This is a genomic window from Diaminobutyricibacter sp. McL0608 (genome assembly GCF_039613825.1).
Lineage (GTDB): Bacteria > Actinomycetota > Actinomycetes > Actinomycetales > Microbacteriaceae > Diaminobutyricibacter.
Genome location: NZ_CP154826.1, coordinates 1,730,216 through 1,746,444 on the forward strand (window position 1 = coordinate 1,730,216; position 16,229 = coordinate 1,746,444).

Consider the following 16,229-nt stretch of genomic DNA (forward strand, 5'->3'; position numbering starts at 1 on the left):
CGCCATGTCGGCCCGCTCAGTAGAATCACACTATGGCCGGCCGAATTCGACAGAGTGACATCGAAGAGGTCAAAGCCCGCACCAACATCGCCGACATCGTGGGCGACTACGTCAGCCTCCGCCCGGCCGGTGTCGGCTCACTCAAAGGCCTCTGCCCGTTCCACGACGAGCGAAGCCCCAGTTTCCACGTGCGACCCCAGGTCGGCATGTACCACTGCTTCGGCTGCGGCGAAAGCGGCGACGTGTACTCCTTCCTCCAGAAGATGGACCATGTCAGCTTCACCGAAGCCGTCGAACGACTCGCCGGTCGGGTCGGCCTCACGCTTCACTACGAAGACGGGGGAGCCGCACCCGAACAGGGCAACCGCGCGCGCATCCTCGCGGCCAATACTGCTGCCGAAGAGTTCTTCATCGAGAAACTCGCGGCGCCAGAAGCGGATGTGGGCCGACGGTTCCTCGGCGAACGCGGATTCGACGCCGCAGCCGCCGCACATTTCGGCATCGGCTTCGCGCCGAAGAGCTGGGACGAGCTCACGAAACACCTGCGCGGGCGTGGCTTCAGCCAAGACGAGCTGGCGGCCGCCGGCCTCGTCTCCGCCGGCGACAGGGGCGTGTACGACCGGTTCCGCGGCCGTCTCGTCTGGCCCATCCGCGACGTCACCGGCCAGACCATCGGGTTCGGGGCACGCAGACTCCTCGACGACGACAACGGCCCGAAATACCTGAACACCCCGGAGACTCCCGTCTACCACAAGGCGCAGGTGCTCTACGGCCTCGACCTCGCCAAACGCGAGATAGCGCGCAGCAGGCAGGTCGTCGTCGTCGAGGGGTACACCGATGTCATGGCCTGCCATCTCGCGGGCATCACGACCGCCGTCGCGACCTGCGGCACTTCATTCGGTGTGGACCACATCAAAGTGCTGCGCCGCGTCCTCGGAGACGATTCCGGGCTGGGCGAGGTCGTCTTCACATTCGACCCGGATGCCGCCGGACAGAAGGCCGCGATGCGCGCCTTCAGCGAAGAGCAGCGCTTCGCCGCGCAGACATTCGTCGCCGTCGGTCCCGATGGGCTCGACCCGTGCGACCTGCGCCTCGCGAAAGGCGACGACGCCGTTCGGCGCATGATCGACTCCAAGAAGCCGATGTTCGAGTTCATGATCAAGCAGGTGCTGACGCAGTACAACCTGGACACGGTCGAAGGTCGGGTCGCAGCGTTGCGGGCGGCCGCGCCCGTCGTCTCGGACATCCGTGACCCCTCACTGAAGCCGGGCTACACTCGCGAACTCGCACGGATGCTCGGAATGGAGCTCTCCGAGGTCTCGCGGGCCGTGGCGTCTGCTCGTTCGAGCAGCGCGCCGACGGGAGCGCAATCGAGCGCCGGCGGGCAGCCTGCACAATCGAGCGCACAGCGCGGAGGGGCGGATGCGCGCTCCGCAGCGACCGCCCAAACCCCGGCGATCGACGGTCCGTCCCTCGTCTCGCTCCCGACCGACCACGCCACCCGGCTTGAGCGCGACGCACTGATGGCGATGCTCCAGTATCCATCGATGGTGGGGATCGACCTGACCCGCCGGGCCACCCAGACGGCCTTCGCGAATCAGAGCCTCGCTGTCGTACGCGACGGCATCGCGACCACACTTGATTCCTTCGATTCACCCGACTGGCTCGCCCGGATCGCCCAGGAAGTGCCCGCGCCGTTCTCGACGCTGGTGACCGAACTGGGTGTCGCACCCATCCCGGAGCGCTCAGAAAAGGAGCTCTCCGCGTACGTGCGCGGCGTCACGAGCTCGCTGGTCGAACGCGATCTGCTCCGCCGCAAAGCAGACCTGCTCGGCCGGCTTCAGCGCGCCGATCCCGAACAGCGCGAGGCCTACACAGCACTCCAGCGCGAGCTTGTCCAGATCGAAGCGGACAGGCGCAAGCTGCGCGACGAATAATTGCGTCAACGTAAAGATCTCGCTACGAATCGCCGAAACGGTTCAAACCCACGCTGATTCTGTGTTATCAAGAATCAACGCAGTCCGGCGGTGCGCACAGCGCTGCCCACCGGACTGGCTGACCCCACACCAGGAAGAGGTAAACGGATATGACATCCGCCCACACGAGCGGCAGACGCATTCTGGCCGTCACCGCGGCATTCGCTGCGACGGCCATCGTGCTCGCAGGTTGCTCCGGAAACGCGAACAACTCGAGCTCTGGAAGCTCTGGCACGCTCACCGTCGGCACGACCGACAAGATCACCTCGATCGACCCCGCCGGCTCGTACGACAACGGCTCGTTCGCAGTGATGAACCAGGTCTACCCGTTCCTCATGAACTCGCCGTACGGCACCTCCGACGTGAAGCCGGACATCGCCGCCTCAGCCGAGTTCACGTCGCCGACCGAGTACACCGTAAAGCTGAAGCCGGGCCTCAAGTTCGCCAACGGCCACGACCTCACCTCGTCCGACGTCAAGTTCTCGTTCGACCGCCAGACCAAGATCAACAGCCCGGTCGGCCCCGCCTACCTGCTCGCGAACCTGGCCTCGACCGACGCTCCCGACCCGACCACGGTCGTGTTCCACCTGAAGGTGCCGAACGACCAGACCTTCGCCCAGGTGCTGTCGAGCCCGGCGGGCCCGATCGTCGACGAGCAGGTATTCTCGCCTGACAAGGTCACGTCGGACAACGACATCGTCAAGGGCGATCCCTTCGCCGGTCAGTACACGATCACGAGCTACAACTTCAACAGCCTCGTCGCTTACAAGGCGAACCCTGACTATCAGGGCCTGCTCGGCAAGCCGGCGACCGCCAAGGTCGACGTCAAGTACTACACCGACCCGTCGAACATGAAGCTCGACATCCAGAAGGGCGACATCGACGTCGCGTACCGCAGCCTGTCCGCGACGGACATCGCGAACCTGCGTACCGACAAGAACGTCAAGGTGGTCGACGGCCCCGGTGGAGAGATCCGCTACATCGTCTTCAACTTCAACACGATGCCGTATGGTGCCACGACAGCGCAGGCCGACCCGAAGAAGGCTCTGGCCATCCGCCAGGCTGCGGCCGACCTCGTCGACCGTGCAGCGATCGCGAAGCAGGTCTACAAGGACACGTACACCCCGTTGTACTCGTACGTTCCGTCCGGGCTGACCGGCGCGACGACCGTACTGAAGGACCTCTACGGTGACGGCAACGGAGGACCGAGCCTCGACAAGGCGAAGGCCGCGCTGCAGGCTGCAGGCGTCACTACGCCGGTCACGCTGAACATCCAGTACACGCCGTCCCACTACGGCCCCTCGTCGTCCGACGAGTACGCCATGATCAAGGACCAGCTCTCGCAGGGTGGCCTGTTCAACGTGAACATCCAGTCGACCGAGTACGTCCAGTACAACAAGGACCGCGTCAAGGACACCTACCCCGAGTACCAGCTCGGTTGGTTCCCTGACTACTCCGACGCAGACAACTACCTGACGCCGTTCTTCTCGAAGGACAACTTCCTGGTGAACCACTACAGCAACAGCGAAGTTCAGGACCTGATCACCAAGCAGGTCGGAACGACCGACAAGGCCGCCCGCACTCAGCTGATCGAGCAGATCCAGGCCAAGGTCGCTGCGGATCTGTCGACGCTTCCGCTGCTGCAGGGCGCGCAGGTCGCGGTCACGGGCAAGGACGTGAACGGCACCCAGAAGACCCTGGACGGCTCGTTCAAGTTCCGCTACGGCGCGATGTCGAAGGGCTGACGCCCACCGGCTAGAATCGCCTGACGAAGCTGGGGGCGGCTCGCGTGAGCGAGTCGCCCCTTCGCTTTCGGTTCCTTCACGATTGGTTAACATGACAGCGACTGTCACCGGCCCCGCGTCGCCCGCGGCGGCCGCCCCCACTCCTACAAAGAGATCGCGAGGATCGGGAGGTGGTCTGGGGCGTTACATCGCCATCCGAGCCGTCCTGATCATTCCCACCATCTTCATCCTGGTCACAGTGGTGTTCTTCATCATGCGTGCGACCGGCGACCCGATCACCGCAGCGTTGGGCGGCAAGCTCACCCCTACGCAGCTGGCCGCGCGCATCCATCAGGCCGGTTACGACCGCCCCCTGATCATCCAGTATTTCGAGTACATCGGTCACGTCTTCACCGGTAACTTCGGCACGACCCTGAGCGACAACCAGCCGGTTATCCACGTCCTGCTGACCTACGGTGCTGCCACCCTCGAGCTCGCCTTCTACGCGCTCATCGTGGCGTTCATCGTCGGTATCCCGCTCGGGATGGTCGCGGCGTACTACCGCGACAAGGGTCGGGATGCGTCACTGCGGATCTTCGCGATCCTCTGCTATGCGACTCCGGTCTTCTTCGCCGGCCTCATGCTGAAACTGATCTTCTCGATCTGGCTGAACTGGCTGCCGGTCGCGGGCCGCGCCTCCACCAGCTCGGAACTCGAGATGCAGACGCTCCCGAACAAGACGGGCATCTACCTCATCGACTCGTTCCTGACCGGCGACCCGTCCGTCACCAGTGATGTGCTCCTGCACGCCATACTGCCGGCGGTCACGCTCGGTCTGCTGACGGCCGGGGTGTTCCTCCGCCTCGTGCGTACGAACGTCATCGGGACGCTCTCCACCGACTACGTCGATGCGGCCCGCTCGCGCGGGGTCAGTGAGTACCGGCTCGTCCGGCGACACGCGTACAAGCCGGCACTCATCCCGATCATCACGGTCATCGGCCTGCAGATCGCGATCCTGCTGAGCGGCGCGGTGCTGACCGAGACGACCTTCGAATGGAAGGGTCTGGGTTTCCAGCTCGTCCAGTACCTGCAGTCCCGCGACTACGTGGCTGTGCAGGGCATGGTCGCCCTTCTCGCCGTGATCGTCGCCTTGACGAACTTCATCGTCGACGTCATCGCGGCCATCATCGACCCGAGAGTGAGGTACTGACATGTCGGACCAGGCAACACAGCCCGACACAGCAGCCACCACTGCGCCTGCGCCCAAGCGCAGCCTCCTCGACCGCATCCCGGTCATCCACCAGTTCCGGCAGAGCGTCGGCCTGCAGCGCGGCATGCTGGTCGCCGGTCTGGTCATCACTGCGCTTTTCGTGTTCGTCGCGATCTTCGCTCCGCTGATCGCCCCGTACGGTTTCTCGCAGTTGCGCGACGCCAGCGGTCCGTTCGGCTCGCAGAATCCTCCGAGTGCGGCGCACATCTGGGGCACCACGGTAGGCGGCTACGACGTCTATTCGCGCGTGCTGTGGGGCGCTCAGACCGCGATCCTCGTGATCATCGTCGCGGTCATCCTGTCGATCTTCGCCGGGATCTTCCTCGGCCTCGTCAGCGGCTACCTCGGCGGCTGGCTCGACCGGGTCCTCGTCGTGATCCTGGACGCGGTCTTCGCCTTCCCGTCGCTGCTGCTCGCCATCGTCGTCGCGATCGCGATCAGCGGCGGCCAGTCGAGCCTGTGGGGCGGAATCATGGCGGCGGCGATCTCGATCACCGTGGTGTACATCCCGCAGTATTTCCGTGTCATCCGCTCCGAGGCGGTCCGGATCAAAGCCGAGGCGTATGTCGAATCCGCGAAAGTGATCGGCGCCAGCAACTCGCGCATCATGTTCCGGCACGTCTTCCGCAACTCCACCCGCACGCTTCCGCTGATCTTCACTCTGAATTCATCGGAGGCGATCCTCACGCTCGCCGGCCTCGGCTTCCTCGGGTTCGGCATCGAGCCGACTGCCGCCGCCGAATGGGGCTACGACCTGAACAAGTCGCTGGCGGATGTGACCAGCGGCATCTGGTGGACAGCGCTCTATCCGGGTATCGCGATCGTTCTCGCGGTCCTCGGGATCACCCTCGTCGGTGAGAGCCTGAACGACCTTGCCGACCCGCGCCTGCGCGGCCGCAGGGCTGTCGCACAGGCGGCCGGCGAGGTCGCCGAGACCTCGGTGGTTCCCGGTGGCACGCTCACGGCCGGACCTGGCGGTCTGGACGGCCTCGAAGGCGGAGAGAGTTTCGACGAACACGGAATCGAGGTGCGGCCATGACCGACATCGTGGAGATCAACAATCTGGCCGTCTCGTTCTCGACGGATGCCGGCGCTGTGAAGGCCGTCGACGGCGTCACCCTGCATGTGGGGCCGGGCGAAGTGCTCGCGATCGTCGGGGAGAGCGGGAGCGGCAAGACCGTGACCGCGAAGACGATCCTCGGCCTGCTTCCCGAGACGGCGACGGCGTCGGGTGCTGTCGTCCTGCGCAGTCGTGACGGCGGGACCGAGGCGGACATCGTGCGCCTCACCAAGCGTCAGCTGCGCGAGGTGCGCGGCAGCGACGTCGCGATGGTGTTCCAGGAGCCGTCGAGCGCGCTCAACCCGGTCTACACGGTCGGGTGGCAGATCGAAGAGGGCCTCCGCGCCCACGGCAAGCTCTCGAATGCCGAGGCACGCGAAAAGGCGATCGAGATCCTCGGCCGGGTGGGCATCCCCGATCCAGAGCTGCGGTACAAGTACTACCCGCACCAGTTCTCGGGCGGCCAGAAGCAGCGCATCGTCATCGCGATGGCACTTGTGCTCAACCCCGGGCTCATCGTGGCGGACGAGCCGACCACAGCGCTCGACGTCACTGTGCAGGCCGAGATCCTCGACCTCCTTCGCCGATGCCGCGACGAGTTCGGCGCAGCGATCGTGCTCATCACGCACAACATGGGCGTGGTCGCCGACCTCGCCGATCGCGTTGCGGTGATGTACCAGGGCAAGGTGGTGGAGGAGGCGGATGTGAAGACGCTGTTCTCGGCGCCGAAGGATCCGTACACGAAGCGGCTCCTCGCATCTGTGCCGCACGTCGGACAGGGATCGCTGCAGACCCGGGAGCGCGCTGAGACGCGCCACGAAGACTGGCACGACGCGAAGCCGGTGGTCCAGGCGACAGACCTGCGCATCCAGTACCCCGGCCGGATGGGCCGGCCCGGCTTCGTCGCGGTCGACGGCGTCAGCCTGCAGATCCGTGCGGGCGAAGTACTGGGGCTCGTGGGGGAGAGCGGTTCGGGCAAGACGACGATCGGCCGGGCCATCGGTGGCCTCACCCGGGTCACCGGCGGTTCCCTCGACGTGCTCGGCATCGAGATGAACGGGGTCTCGGAGCGCCGGTTCAAGAAGGTGCGCAGCGACATCGGCTTCGTCTTCCAGGATCCGGCTTCGAGCTTCAACCCGCTGCTGACGATCGCGGAGTGTGTGGCCGAGCCGCTCGTCGTACACGGGCGCGCATCGAATCCCGGCGCCGCCAGGGCTCGCGTGAACGACCTGCTGGAGGCCGTGCAGCTGCCTCGAGCGTACGGCGACCGCTTTCCGCACGAGCTGAGCGGCGGGCAGCGCCAGCGCGCCAGCCTCGCCCGGGCCCTCGCACTCGAACCGACGCTGCTCATCGCGGACGAGCCGACCTCGGCCCTCGACGTGTCGGTGCAGGCGAGGGTGCTGGAGCTCTTCGCCGAGCTGCAGAAGGAGTTCGGGTTCGCCTCGCTCTTCATCAGCCACGATCTCGCGGTCGTCGACCTCCTCGCCGACCGGATCGCCGTTCTCCACCGCGGCAGGCTGGTCGAGGAGGGCACGGGTGAAGAGGTGCTCGGTTCTCCGAAGGACCCGTACACGCAACGCCTCCTGGCGTCGCTTCCCGTGCCGAATCCGGTCGAGCAGGCTGAGCGCCGGGCTGCCCTGCGCGCGCTGAAGGAGCAAAGCGCCTAGGGTCGAACTGTGAGTCCCATTCCCGCGATCGTTGTCAGCGACCTGTCGGTCGAGTATCCCGCCCGCGGGCCGAGTGCAGCGCATGTCGCGCTCCGTGGCGTCAGCCTGCGGGTGGAGCCGGGAGAGATCCTGGGTGTCCTGGGCGAGACCGGGTCGGGCAAGTCGACGCTCGCTCGAATCCTGTCGGGTCGGGGTGTCCCGCAGCGCGCGACGGACCCCGGTCCCAGGATCACTGGCGGGGATGCGACGGTGCTGGGCCATTCGCTCCGGCGTGCGCGAAAACGGGACATCGCCGAGATCACGTTCCACATCGGGTTCCTCGAACAGGAGGCGGCGAACACGCTCGAGCCGACGCTGACCGTCGCCGAGAACGTCGCCCTGCCGATCTTCGAACGCGACCACGGCTACAGCCGGCGCGCAGCAGGGGAGCGTGCGGCGACCATGCTCGACACGGTCCATCTGCCGCTCAGCGTGCTCGGCAAGTACCCGTACGAGCTGAGTTCCGGGCAGCGGCAGCGGGTGGCGCTCGCCCGTGCTCTCGTCCTCGGGCCCTCGGTGCTGGTGGCCGACGAGCCGACGGCCGGCATCGATGCGACGGTGCGCGACGCCGTCATCGACCTCCTCGGCCAGCTCCGCGAGCACCGCGGGTTCTCGGCGATCATCATCAGCCACGACCTCGCGGTCCTGCGGCGCGTGACGACCAATTCGGCCGTGCTGCACGAAGGGCGCGTCGTCGGCTACGGGCCGATCGACGACGTTCTGGCCGCACCGGAGCATCCGTTCGTCAGCGGTCTTGCGACTGCACTCAATCCACCCCAGAAACGCACGGAACGTCGTCCGCAGAAGCCGGGCGGCGGGCGCACCAGAACGATGGAAGGTCAGGCATGACACCGCACCCCAGGACCGGGCAGCATCGCGCCGTCGTGGCGGACGAGGGAACCGTTCTGCCGGAGGACGAGAGGCCGCAACCCGGGCCGATCGCCGTGCTCCCGCGACCAGGTCAGCTGTTCGTGGAGGCAGTGGCAGCGGGTGGCGGGACCGTCGCCGAGCTGTCCGACGACACACGCGGCCTGATCTGGCTCTCATACACGGCTGAAGCGGAGCTGCGTGAGGCGCTGAAGGCCCATCCGGGCATCGGATGGGTGCAGCTGCCGTATGCCGGCGTCGACGCGTTCGCGGACGTGCTGGCGAAAGAATCGCGCGATGGCCTGATCTGGACCAGCGCGAAGGGCGCGTACGCCGAGCCGGTCGCCGAACACGCCCTCGCCCTGACCCTCGCCCTTCTGCGCGTCCTGCCGAAGCGCGTGGTCGCGACCAGCTGGAGCACCGTGCCCGAGGGCAGGTCGCTGTACGGGCTGAATGTCGTCATCATCGGTGCCGGCGGTATCGCGCTGGAGCTCATGCGGCTGCTCGAACCGTTCGACGCGGACGTCACGATCGTCCGCCGGTCGGCGGAGCCTGTCGTGGGCGCAAGCCGTACGGTCCAGGTCGACCAGCTGCGAGACGTTCTTCCCGACGCAGACGTGGTGGTCGTCGCCGCCGCTCTGACAGGGGGCACGCGCCAGCTGATCGGCGCGACCGAGTTCGAGGCGATGAAAGAGTCCGCGTACCTGGTCAACATCGCGCGCGGCGGTCTCGTCGACACCGATGCGCTGGTGGATGCTCTCGCCGCTGCGAAGATCGCGGGCGCCGGCATCGATGTGACGGATCCGGAACCGCTCCCGGACGGACACCCGCTGTGGGCCGAACCACGCTGCCTGATCACGCCCCACTCTGCCGATACGCCGGAGATGACGGCTCCACTGCTGGCGGAGCGCATCCGCGTGAATGTGGAGGCCTTCCTCGGAGGAGGGCGCTTCGTCGGCATGGTCGACCCCGCCGCCGGCTACTGAAACAGCGGGTGAACGGCGTGCGACGCGCGCGAAGGTCGGCGTCGATTTGGCGCACCCGAAACCTTTGATAAAGTAGCTACGCTGTTCAAGCATTCCTCGATAGCTCAATTGGCAGAGCAGCCGGCTGTTAACCGGCAGGTTCTTGGTTCGAGTCCAAGTCGGGGAGCTGAGGCCCGGAGACTCCACTCTTCGGGCCTTCTTCTTTTTCGGCTACTCCCGCGGGAGTATCCAACGTTGGGCTTCCGGGCCGATTACACGTTCAGGCTCGCTGGCTAGCATGGGGAGATGCCACGCAGCCAGCCCGACGAGAGCTGGTCGAACCATGCCGGGGAGCAGCCCCGCTGGGGCGGGCCACCGGGCTGGCAAAGCACGGGGCCGCAGGGCCGGCAGGGCCGCAGGCCGCCCGGAGCGCGCTGGATCCCTGTCATCGTCTCGCTGATCTTCCAGCTCCCGGGCATCGCGATCGCCCTTCATGAATGGTCGAGCACGGCACTCGTCGTCGCGATGCTGGTCGCATTCGCATCCTCGTTCCTGCTGCTGTTGGCGCGATCGCAACCGGGTCCGGTCGTCGTCGCCATCGGCGCGTTGTGCATGCCGGCGATCGCGCTCGGCGCAGGTCCGCCCTTCGCTGCCGTTCCGCTGGCCTTCGCGGTGGTCAGCGCGGTCGTGCGCGGCGCGCGCACCTGGGCCTGGGGCACCGTTGCCGGGCTCGCTGTACTCGGGCCGCTCACCGCCTACCTGGTCTCAGGCACGACGCTCGCCCTCATCCGCCCGCTCATCACGGCGCTCATCCTCTCGCTCCTCGTCGGGGTCGGCGAGGCGTTGCGCAACCGTCGGGAACGCTATCGGGAGGTGTCGCGGCAGGTCGCGGCACGACGTGTGTCCGCAGCCGAGGCGGAGCGGGTGCGCATCGCCCGCGAACTCCACGACGTGCTCGCGCATTCGCTCTCGCAGATCAGCGTCCAGGCCGGCGTGGGGCTCCACCTGTTCGATACGCAGCCCGACAAGGCCAAAGAGGCGCTCGCGGCGATCAAGACGACCAGCGGACAGGCTCTCGAGGAGGTTCGCGGCGTGCTCGGCTTCCTGCGCACCGAGGGGGAGCAGGCGGCGCGTTCGCCGGAACCGGACCTGGCGCGCATCCCGATCCTCGTCGCGACCTACACGCGCGCAGGCCTCGACGTGACGTACGAGAACGCGCTGACTTCCACGCCGGCGCCTGCGGTCCAGCTCGCTCTCTATCGCATCGTGCAGGAGTCGCTCACCAATGTGGGCAGGCACGCGCAGGCGACGACCGTACGCATCCATCTGGGCGAGGAGGGCCGTGATTACGTGCTCACCGTCGCCGACGACGGGCGCGGTGTCGACAGTGCCGCCGATAACGAAGGCGGTGGGATGCTCGGGATGCGCGAGCGGGCCGAACTCCTCGGCGGTCGATTCGAGGCGACCAACCTGCCGGGCGCAGGTTTCCTGATCACCGCCAGTATCCCCATCCGCACGCTCGCCACGCCGTCCGACCGCGGGCCGCGGTGATCCGCGTACTGCTCGCCGACGACCAGCATCTGGTGCGCGCGGGCTTCCATGCGCTGCTCGACGCGGAGCCGGACATCGACGTCGTCGCGGAGGCGTCGACAGGGCGTGAGGCCGTTCAGCAGGCGCAGGAGTTCCGCCCGGATGTCGTCCTCATGGACATCCGGATGCCCGACGGCGACGGCCTGTGGGCGACGGAGCAGATCGTGGGCGACCCCGTACTCGCGTCGACCCACATCGTCATCGTGACCACCTTCGAACTCGACGAGTACGTCGCCCAGGCGATCCGCGCAGGTGCCAGCGGCTTCCTCGTGAAGGACACCGAGCCCGTCGATCTGATCCGTGCGGTCCGGGTGGCAGCGGCCGGGGATGCCCTGCTCTCCCCGGGCGTGACGAGGCGCCTGCTCGAACGCGTGGCCGGCGGTCTCAAACCCGTGCCGGAGACGACTGCGCTCGACAGCCTGACCGACCGGGAGCGCGAGGTGCTCGCCCTGGTCGGCCGCGGTCTGACGAACACAGAGATCGGCGCGGAGCTGTTCCTCAGCCCGCTGACGGCCAAAACGCACGTCTCCCGGATCATGACCAAACTGGATGCCCGCGATCGCGTCCACCTCGTCGTGGTCGCTTACGAGACCGGCCTGGTTCAGCCGGGCTGGCAGTAGCGCGCACCGAGCCGTTGCTCCCGGGGGAGTAGCCGGATTGACTCCGGCCGGCGGATTCGGATTCGAACCCGCACGGCGAGGCTGGTGTCAACGATTCGCACAAGCGGATCCGCACACCAACCGATTGGATCGCTCATCATGTTCACATCCCTCGCCGCCGTTCACGCGGCCGTCGTCTGCGCGACACCATGGGTCGGGTTCGGGTTCCCCTGGTTCTTCTTCCTCATCCCGCTGTTCTGGATCGGCATCTTCTTCCTGATCTTCGGGCTCGTCGGCCGCCGGTGGCGCCGCGCGGCCGCAGCCGGCTACGGACCGGGCCGCGGCTGGAACTCGGGCACGCGGGCGGCCGAGCAGACCCTCTCGGAGCGGTACGCCCAGGGCGACATCGACGAGACCGAATACCGGGCGCGCCTCGAGGTCCTGAGGTCGAACCGCCAGAACGGCAACTGACAACGCTCGGTAGACTCCTCTGGGCCGCACGCTCCGCAGGCGGCCCAGAGGGAGTTCTATGTTCGGCCCATCGAACGGCTGGTCCGTGATCGTCGCGATCGTCGCGCTGGTCGCGGCCGTCGTGTTCCTGGTGCTGTGGCTTCTGGCAAGATCCGCAGGACGCAGGCGAAACGACGAGCGGTCGGAGTCCGAGTGGACCCGCATCGATCGCGAACTCGAACTCGCCGAACAGGCGGGACGGATGCGCATCATCCGCGAGCTTCAGGATGTGGCCATCCAGGCGGTCGCTCGCCTCGTCACCCAGGCCGAGGGCATCCGTTACGCCGCCGACTCCGACCCGTCGGCGGCCGCCCGATCGGCTGGATCGCTCGAGACCCACGCCCGGGATGCGCTGGCGGACATGCGTCGCGTGCAGTCGGTGGTGCGGGAAGGCGAAGCCGTCTCGGTCCCGCAGCCCAGCCTCCACTCGGCGCGCGACCTTTTCCGCGTGATGCGCGAGGCCGGCCTCCAGGTCACCTTCACCGAGTCAGGCGACCGCTTCGAGTTGCGGCCGGGCGCTGAGCTCGCTGTGTTCCGCATCCTTCAGGGAACGCTCGAGAACGCACTCAAGCACGGCGGGGCCGGCACGGATGTGCGGGTCGCCTTCGGCTGGACCGGTGACGGTCTGCAGGTCACGGTCGACGATGACGGTATCCGGGCGGCGGCGCGGCGTGCGGGGCTCGACGCCGAGCAGGTGTCCGAGGCGACGCAGTACACGATCGACGACGACCTGAAAGCGCTCACCGAGTCGATCTCCGGCGCGGGCATCACCGAGATGAGGGAACGCGCCGAGCTGTTCGGCGGCATCCTGAGCGCCCGGACCGTTCCGGGAGTCGGGTTCTCGGTGTCGGTCGTGTTCCCCGCCCTGCGCTTCCACAACGGTGTCCACGGAGTGAACCTGTCGCGCTGAGCCTCGCGCGCCGTGCGCTCATTCGTCGCCGAGCACAGAGAAAAGCACGCCAATCGCCGCTGTGGAACAGCCTTTTCCTGTGCTCGACGGGTGGGCGTGGGGCGATCAGTCCTCGAGGTGGTCGACGCCGGGCGTCCAGCTGAGGCCGGGGACGCCCCAGCTGTTACGCCGGGATGCTTTGGTGGCCGCCTTCGCGTGCGGGTGCTCGAGACGATCGACGTAGAGCACGCCGTCGAGGTGGTCGAACTCGTGCTGGAAGATGCGCGCCAGCCAGCCGTCCGCGCGGATCTCGAACGGTGCGCCGTCGAGATCGACCGCTTGCAGGATGGCGCTCTGCGAGCGGACCAGGGGAAAGCGCTCGCCCGGAAACGAGAGGCATCCTTCCGAATCGGCGTCTTCGTCGGGACCGCCGGTCGGGGCCGGGCTGATCCAGAGCACCGGATTGATCGCGACCCCACGGTGCAGCACGTCATCGTCGTCGGTCCAGCCGAACACGAAGAGCCGAAGTGGCACGCCGACCTGCGGGGCGGCCAGGCCGACACCGGGCGCCTCATCCATCGTCTCGAACATGTCGTCGACGAGAGTTCTGAGCGCATCGTCGAAATCGGTGACAGGCGAGGCGGGCGTGTGGAGCACGGGTTCTCCGGAAATCCGGATCGGAAGGACGGCCATTCAGCAAGAATATCGGCACGAAACTAGGTATGGTCGTGGGGTGACTGTGGACTTGGCGGATGCGGTGGGGCAGCTCGCCCTCGAACCCAAACAGTTCCTCGGCATCCCCATCGCACTCATCGGCGCGTGCTTCCTGTCGGTGGGAGCGCAGCTCCAGCACCACGGCGTCGCGAAGGTCGAAGCCAGCACGCCCGACATGGCGGGTGGCGGCCTCAGCGGGCGCCAGCTCCTTCTTCTGCTTCGGCGTCCGTCCTGGGTGATCGGCACCCTGATGCTCGGGCTGGCGATCGTCTTCCAGCTCGTGAGCCTGTTCCTGTCCCCGCTGATCGTCGTGCAGCCGCTCGGTGCCGTCGCGCTTGTGATCACCGCGATCCTGAACGCGCGCGTCAGCCACGTCAAGCTCAACCGCAGTTCGATCATCGCGATCTGTCTGTGCGTGGGCGGTGTCGGCGCCTTCGTGCTGCTGGCTGCGTTCTTCGCCCGCGAGCTGCCGGTCACCGACCGGGACCTCATCCTCATCCTGATCATCCTGGCGATCGTGCTGGTCGTCTTCGCGTTGCTGTTCGTCTTCCTTCGCGCGCGTTTCAAGGCGCTGATGTACATCGTCGGAGCCGGCGTGCTCTATGGTTTCGTCGCCACCCTGGCAAAGGTCGTGATCGCCCGTCTCGTGCAACGCGACTTCGACGGTCTGCTCGTCCTGTGCATCGTCGCTCTGCTCGCAGCGGCCGCCCTCGGCGCCTATTTCGTGCAGAACGCGTACTCAGCCGGGCCGCCCGACCTCGTCATCGCCGGCCTCACCGTGATCGACCCGGTGGTCGCGGTGACAATCGGAATAGTGATCCTCGGCGAGGCGTCCCTGGCGCCGCTGTGGGTCGGAATCGGGTTCGTCCTCACCGGGGCGGTCGCGATCTACGGGGTCTTCCTGCTCGCGAAATACCACCCGCAGGCCGTCGATGCGACGCCGACTCTGGAAGCCGTCATCGCGCCGGCTACCGACACTGCGGCCCAGTCCGGCTTAGACTGAGCCATTGAATCAGCCAGCCGGCAAACAGTCGACCGGCGGCGAAACAGGCGCCGGATTCTCAGTTCCCGGCCACAAACGTAGGGATCACTCCACTTGTCCGATTCGAACGGTTCGCATGAATCCGTGCCCACCGGTTCACCTTCGGGAACGAAGAAACCCCTGAAGGTCCTCATCGGCGCCGACACGTTCGCGCCCGATGTCAACGGAGCAGCCCGCTTCGCCGAGCGTCTCGCGTCCGGCCTTGTCGCACGCGGCCACGAAGTGCACGTCGTCGCACCTGCCGCGTCGCGCAGGCATGGAACGTGGAGCGAACAATACGAGGGCCAGACGGTGACCGCCCACCGTCTCTACAGCTGGCGCTGGTATCCGCACGACTGGCTGCGGTTCGCGCTGCCCTGGCGCATCAAGCAGAACAGCGCACGCATCCTCGACGAAGTGAAGCCGGATGTGGTGCACTTCCAGTCGCACATCGTGGTGGGGCGCGGCCTGTCGATCGAGGCTGAGAAGCGCGGCATCCGCATCATCGGAACCAACCACTTCATGCCCGAGAACATGCTCGAATTCACGCTGCTTCCGAAGTGGATCCAGGAGTGGGCCATCGGGCTGGCGTGGAAGGCCGCGCGACGCACCTTCGGACGCGCAGAAGCCGTCACCACTCCGACGCGCAAGGCCGCAGACTTCCTCGAGAAGTTCACCGGGCTGCGCGGAGTGCACGCGATCTCGTGCGGCATCGACGCAGACAACTACACACCGGACTTCGCGCCGCGCACCGGAAACCGCATCCTCTTCGTCGGGCGGGTCACCGGTGAGAAGCAGATCGATGTCCTCCTGAAGGCGATCACGCTCCTGCCCGCTGGGCTGGATGCGAAGCTCGAGATCGTCGGCGGTGGCGACCAGTTCAAGAACCTCCAGCATCTCGCCGAGCAACTCGGCATCGCAGACCGCGTCACCTTCGCCGGCTACGTGACCGATGAGGAGCTGCGCCAGGCGTACACGCGAGCCACCGTCTTCGCCATGCCTTCGATCGCGGAACTGCAGTCCATCGCGACGATGGAGGCCATGGCATCCGCCCTGCCTGTCGTCGCAGCGAATGCGATGGCGCTCCCGCACCTGGTGCACGACGGTGAGAACGGCTACCTCTTCGAGCCGGGCAACGCCCAAGCGCTCGCCGACCGCCTGGAGCGCATCCTCGTGATGCCGCAGGACGAGCTCGACGTGCTCAAGAACGCATCCCTCGGCATCGTCGCGGCACACGACATCCAGCGCACGCTCTCCACATTCGAAAGCCTGTATCGTGGTGAGGCGGTGGCTGACCCGGTGACGGATGCGGCCCCGCGGGTGACGACGAAAGAGTAG

General features: G+C 66.8%; 14 protein-coding genes and 1 tRNA gene. 14 read left to right on the top strand and 1 reads right to left on the bottom strand.

The genetic code is table 11. The features are described 5' to 3' along the window. Nucleotides 1-32 precede the first annotated feature (32 nt). The 12 genes from dnaG to AAYO93_RS08230 all read left to right on the top strand — a co-directional run bounded on the left by dnaG (nt 33) and on the right by AAYO93_RS08230 (nt 13,177). Nucleotides 33-1,937, top strand: a complete 1,905-nt coding sequence (gene dnaG / locus AAYO93_RS08175) for a DNA primase (RefSeq protein WP_345764486.1) — start codon at nt 33-35, stop codon at nt 1,935-1,937. Between the two features lie 149 nt (nt 1,938-2,086). After that, nucleotides 2,087-3,721, top strand: a complete 1,635-nt coding sequence (locus AAYO93_RS08180; protein ID WP_345764487.1) for an ABC transporter substrate-binding protein — start codon at nt 2,087-2,089, stop codon at nt 3,719-3,721. Between the two features lie 91 nt (nt 3,722-3,812). Further along, nucleotides 3,813-4,910: an ABC transporter permease gene (locus AAYO93_RS08185; RefSeq protein WP_345764488.1), complete on the top strand. Its 1,098-nt coding sequence runs from the start codon at nt 3,813-3,815 to the stop codon at nt 4,908-4,910. A 1-nt stretch (nt 4,911) separates the two neighbouring features. Further along, nucleotides 4,912-6,009, top strand: coding sequence for an ABC transporter permease (locus AAYO93_RS08190; RefSeq protein WP_345764489.1), 1,098 nt, complete (start codon nt 4,912-4,914; stop codon nt 6,007-6,009). Then, on the top strand, nt 6,006-7,697 hold the full coding sequence (locus tag AAYO93_RS08195; RefSeq protein WP_345764490.1) for an ABC transporter ATP-binding protein: 1,692 nt from the start codon (nt 6,006-6,008) through the stop codon (nt 7,695-7,697). Before AAYO93_RS08190 ends, AAYO93_RS08195 begins: the two co-directional genes overlap by 4 nt. Nucleotides 7,698-7,706: 9 nt before the next feature. Beyond that, nucleotides 7,707-8,585: a dipeptide/oligopeptide/nickel ABC transporter ATP-binding protein gene (locus tag AAYO93_RS08200; RefSeq protein WP_345764491.1), complete on the top strand. Its 879-nt coding sequence runs from the start codon at nt 7,707-7,709 to the stop codon at nt 8,583-8,585. Further along, nucleotides 8,582-9,589 (top strand): NAD(P)-dependent oxidoreductase, encoded by a 1,008-nt coding sequence (locus AAYO93_RS08205; protein ID WP_345764492.1) that lies wholly within the window; start codon nt 8,582-8,584, stop codon nt 9,587-9,589. Before AAYO93_RS08200 ends, AAYO93_RS08205 begins: the two co-directional genes overlap by 4 nt. A gap of 93 nt (nt 9,590-9,682) precedes the next feature. Then, nucleotides 9,683-9,755, top strand: a tRNA-Asn gene (locus AAYO93_RS08210). 119 nt (nt 9,756-9,874) lie between these two features. Further along, nucleotides 9,875-11,119 carry a sensor histidine kinase gene (locus AAYO93_RS08215; protein WP_345764493.1) on the top strand — a complete coding sequence of 415 codons (1,245 nt, stop codon included), beginning with the start codon at nt 9,875-9,877 and terminating at the stop codon, nt 11,117-11,119. Beyond that, nucleotides 11,116-11,778: a response regulator transcription factor gene (locus AAYO93_RS08220; RefSeq protein WP_345764494.1), complete on the top strand. Its 663-nt coding sequence runs from the start codon at nt 11,116-11,118 to the stop codon at nt 11,776-11,778. Before AAYO93_RS08215 ends, AAYO93_RS08220 begins: the two co-directional genes overlap by 4 nt. 138 nt (nt 11,779-11,916) lie before the next feature. After that, complete coding sequence (locus AAYO93_RS08225) at nt 11,917-12,228, top strand: SHOCT domain-containing protein (RefSeq protein ID WP_345764495.1); 312 nt, start codon at nt 11,917-11,919, stop codon at nt 12,226-12,228. Nucleotides 12,229-12,286: 58 nt separating this feature from the next. Then, nucleotides 12,287-13,177: a sensor histidine kinase gene (locus tag AAYO93_RS08230; protein ID WP_345764496.1), complete on the top strand. Its 891-nt coding sequence runs from the start codon at nt 12,287-12,289 to the stop codon at nt 13,175-13,177. Between the two features lie 105 nt (nt 13,178-13,282). On the opposite strand, the gene def is transcribed toward AAYO93_RS08230, so the two are convergent. After that, nucleotides 13,283-13,849, bottom strand: coding sequence for a peptide deformylase (gene def / locus AAYO93_RS08235; RefSeq protein WP_345764497.1), 567 nt, complete (start codon nt 13,847-13,849; stop codon nt 13,283-13,285). 40 nt (nt 13,850-13,889) lie between these two features. On the opposite strand from def, the gene AAYO93_RS08240 reads away from it, so the two are divergent. Further along, nucleotides 13,890-14,873 carry a multidrug DMT transporter permease gene (locus AAYO93_RS08240; RefSeq protein ID WP_345764498.1) on the top strand — a complete coding sequence of 328 codons (984 nt, stop codon included), beginning with the start codon at nt 13,890-13,892 and terminating at the stop codon, nt 14,871-14,873. A 123-nt stretch (nt 14,874-14,996) separates the two neighbouring features. Beyond that, complete coding sequence (locus AAYO93_RS08245; protein ID WP_345764499.1) at nt 14,997-16,229, top strand: glycosyltransferase; 1,233 nt, start codon at nt 14,997-14,999, stop codon at nt 16,227-16,229.

What these genes read in the sequence shown, in the direction of transcription:
- AAYO93_RS08215 (WP_345764493.1), top strand. Translation starts at nt 9,875, where the DNA reads ATGCCACGCAGCCAGCCCGACGAGAGCTGGTCGAACCATGCCGGGGAG.
- AAYO93_RS08190 (WP_345764489.1), top strand. Translation starts at nt 4,912, where the DNA reads ATGTCGGACCAGGCAACACAGCCCGACACAGCAGCCACCACTGCGCCT.
- AAYO93_RS08185 (WP_345764488.1), top strand. Translation starts at nt 3,813, where the DNA reads ATGACAGCGACTGTCACCGGCCCCGCGTCGCCCGCGGCGGCCGCCCCC.
- dnaG (WP_345764486.1), top strand. Translation starts at nt 33, where the DNA reads ATGGCCGGCCGAATTCGACAGAGTGACATCGAAGAGGTCAAAGCCCGC.
- def (WP_345764497.1), bottom strand. Translation starts at nt 13,849, where the DNA reads ATGGCCGTCCTTCCGATCCGGATTTCCGGAGAACCCGTGCTCCACACG.
- AAYO93_RS08195 (WP_345764490.1), top strand. Translation starts at nt 6,006, where the DNA reads ATGACCGACATCGTGGAGATCAACAATCTGGCCGTCTCGTTCTCGACG.
- AAYO93_RS08205 (WP_345764492.1), top strand. Translation starts at nt 8,582, where the DNA reads ATGACACCGCACCCCAGGACCGGGCAGCATCGCGCCGTCGTGGCGGAC.
- AAYO93_RS08230 (WP_345764496.1), top strand. Translation starts at nt 12,287, where the DNA reads ATGTTCGGCCCATCGAACGGCTGGTCCGTGATCGTCGCGATCGTCGCG.
- AAYO93_RS08225 (WP_345764495.1), top strand. Translation starts at nt 11,917, where the DNA reads ATGTTCACATCCCTCGCCGCCGTTCACGCGGCCGTCGTCTGCGCGACA.
- AAYO93_RS08180 (WP_345764487.1), top strand. Translation starts at nt 2,087, where the DNA reads ATGACATCCGCCCACACGAGCGGCAGACGCATTCTGGCCGTCACCGCG.